Origin of the sequence: Niastella yeongjuensis, from assembly GCF_900110245.1 — a bacterium.
In the GTDB taxonomy this organism is placed as follows: domain Bacteria; phylum Bacteroidota; class Bacteroidia; order Chitinophagales; family Chitinophagaceae; genus Niastella; species Niastella yeongjuensis.
Map to the genome: position 1 here is coordinate 1 of NZ_FOCZ01000032.1, position 2,726 is coordinate 2,726.

The window sequence follows — 2,726 nt, forward strand, 5'->3', positions numbered from 1 at the left end:
TGTATAATCCGATCCATCCTGACCACCTGTACCGATGATGCTGACCACTTGTTCCGGCCATGCTGACCACCCCTTCTCTAAGTAAGTTGATTTGATTATTCCGGTGATGTTGACCACCTATTTGTTGGTTTGTTCCGGATCATTCCGGTGATGCTGACCACCCTGGTGCACAAAGTTGCCAGATGTCATTCCGGCAATGTTGACCACCATCGTGACTTTACGCGTCTGCCATTCCGGCGATGCTGACCACTTCAGGCGCTTTTTCTGTAATCGTTTTGCTTTGCAGCTTTTTGAACATCAACTGCAAAGAATGGCTGGAAAAACGATTACGATGAGTATATTAAAACAGATTATCAGGCTTCGTAGCAACGGCGTAGCATTGCAAACCATTGCCAAAGCGGTTAATACTTCACGCAATACCGTTAAAAAATATCTGAGGCTTATCGAGGTCAAAGGCGTAGGCTACGATGAACTGCTGCAGATGGAAGATGCCGCACTCGATGGCTTTTTACAGGATCCTGATCCAGCCGATCAGGCACGTCTGGAATCACTTACTCGTTTATTCCCATACTTTGAAAAAGAATTATCCCGCACTGGCGTTACCCGTTGGGTACTTTGGGGCGAGTATAAAGGACAGCATCCAGATGGATACAGCTATTCCCAGTTTTGCGATCATCTTAGGCAATGGAAACGCAGTCATTCTGCTACGATGCATTTTGAGCACGAACCCGCCGATAAGCTTTTTATTGATTTTACCGGCAAGAAACTGGCTATTGTTGACCCTCAAACAGGAGAAGTATCCCAGGTTGAGATATACGTGGCTATACTTGGCTATAGCCAACTTACTTTTATTCTAGCCATACCTTCACAACAGAAAGAGAACTTCATCTATGCCACTGAAGAAGCTTTTTATTTTTTTGGTGGCGTTCCAAAGGCATTGGTACCCGATAATCTGAAAAGTGCTGTACAAACAGCTGACAAATATGAAGCGGAAGTGAACCCTGACTTTCTGGACTTTGCCAATCATTACGGCACAACCGTGCTGCCTGCCAGAAGCTATAAGCCCCGCGATAAAGCGCTTGTTGAAAGAGCCGTAAACATCGCCTACTCCCGCATTTTTGCACCTTTACGCAACCAGGTCTTCTACAGCCTCGCTTCCCTCAATCAGGCCATTAGTGATTTACTCGCTGTTCATAATCAGCGGTGCTTCCAGCAACGTCCCATAAGCCGTCGTCAGCTTTTTGAGCAGGATGAAAAGCACCTGCTGACTCCTCTTGCTGCCGAACGCTACGAGATCAAGCAGTTCAAAGAAGTAACGGTCATGAAGACCGGCCACATCCAGCTCTTTGAAGATAAACACTATTACAGTGTTCCATATCGCTTTATAGGTCGAAAGGTTAAAGTAATTTACTCGGCTTCACAGGTATCCATTTTTTACAATAAGGAGCGTATTGCATATCACAGGCGAAGTTTTAAGCAATATGGATACTCGACCATCAAAGAACATCTATCTACCACACACCAGTTCGTTACTGAATGGAACCCTGATAAATTTATCAGTTGGGCGGGGGCTATCGCCCCTGTGGTGAAGGATTATATCACTCGCATTCTGGAATCAGCCACCTATCCTGAGCAGGCGTATAAAAGCTGTGTCGGTATTCTGTCTTACGAGAAAAAGGTTGGCAGAGACCGGCTCATTAAAGCAGTGGAACGCGCCACCTTCTATACGGCTTACAACTACACTATCATAAGGAAGATCCTGCAAGGTGGACTGGATCAACTTGCCCCAGCAGATGAAAGCCATCCGTCATCACCCCTTCCGCAACATGACAATATCCGTGGTCCTGAGTCTTATCAATAAATATTATCCATCACATAAAACAACATTACTATGAGCAGTACAATCCAAAACAAAATGTCCCACATGAAACTCCTCGGCATGCTTCGCATGTATCAGACGATGCTTGACAGCCGTCAGCACCACGATCTTACTCACGATGAGTTTATCAATACCCTCATTCAATCAGAATGGGAGGATCGGGAAAATAAAAAAATTAACCGGCATCTGCGATTGGCAAAGTTCCGCTATGGAGCCAGCGTGGAGGAGATCAACTTTACGGCCAGCCGGGGGCTGGATAAAACACAGGTGCTTCGCCTAGCTGAGGGTAGCTTCATTCAAAACAAGGAAAATATCTTAATCACAGGCGCTACCGGAGTAGGCAAAAGTTACCTGGCATCGGCATTAGGCCACCAGGCTTGCCAGCTTGGCTATCGCACCCTTTACTTCAACGCTCAAAAACTGTTTACCAAATTAAAAATGCTGAAGGCCGATGGCTCCTACACGCGTGAGATCGGCAAAATTGAAAAATATGATCTACTCATCCTGGATGATTTTGGATTACAACCACTAGACAACACCGCCAGAATGATCTTATTGGAGATTATTGAAGACAGGCATGGCCGAAAGGCTACCATCATCAGTTCACAATTACCAGTAGCTAAATGGTATGAAGTAATAGGTGATAGCACCGTGGCTGACGCCATACTGGATAGAATGGTACATGCCGCCCATCGGTTAGAATTAAAAGGAGAATCCTTAAGAAAGAAATAGAATCCTATTTTTGTAAACCAGCTCTTTAAATTATTACAGAAACTGCCCCAATCGGCTTACTTCTAAGGGGTGGTCAGCATCACCGGATTGGTGGTCAACATCGCCGGATTTTACA

General features: G+C 45.3%; 2 protein-coding genes. Both read left to right on the forward strand.

From position 1 onward, the window contains the following. The first annotated feature begins 196 nt into the window (after nucleotides 1-196). Nucleotides 197-1,861 carry an IS21 family transposase gene (istA, locus tag BMX95_RS34310; RefSeq protein WP_081203114.1) on the forward strand — a complete coding sequence of 555 codons (1,665 nt, stop codon included), beginning with the start codon at nucleotides 197-199 and terminating at the stop codon, nucleotides 1,859-1,861. A gap of 63 nt (nucleotides 1,862-1,924) precedes the next feature. Beyond that, nucleotides 1,925-2,611: an IS21-like element helper ATPase IstB gene (gene istB / locus BMX95_RS34315; protein WP_242673213.1), complete on the forward strand. Its 687-nt coding sequence runs from the start codon at nucleotides 1,925-1,927 to the stop codon at nucleotides 2,609-2,611. Nucleotides 2,612-2,726: the final 115 nt, after the last annotated feature.

Excerpts from the sequence above, each read along its gene's own strand:
- istA (WP_081203114.1), top strand. The coding sequence starts at position 197 with ATGTTGACCACCATCGTGACTTTACGCGTCTGCCATTCCGGCGATGCT.
- istB (WP_242673213.1), top strand. The coding sequence starts at position 1,925 with ATGAAACTCCTCGGCATGCTTCGCATGTATCAGACGATGCTTGACAGC.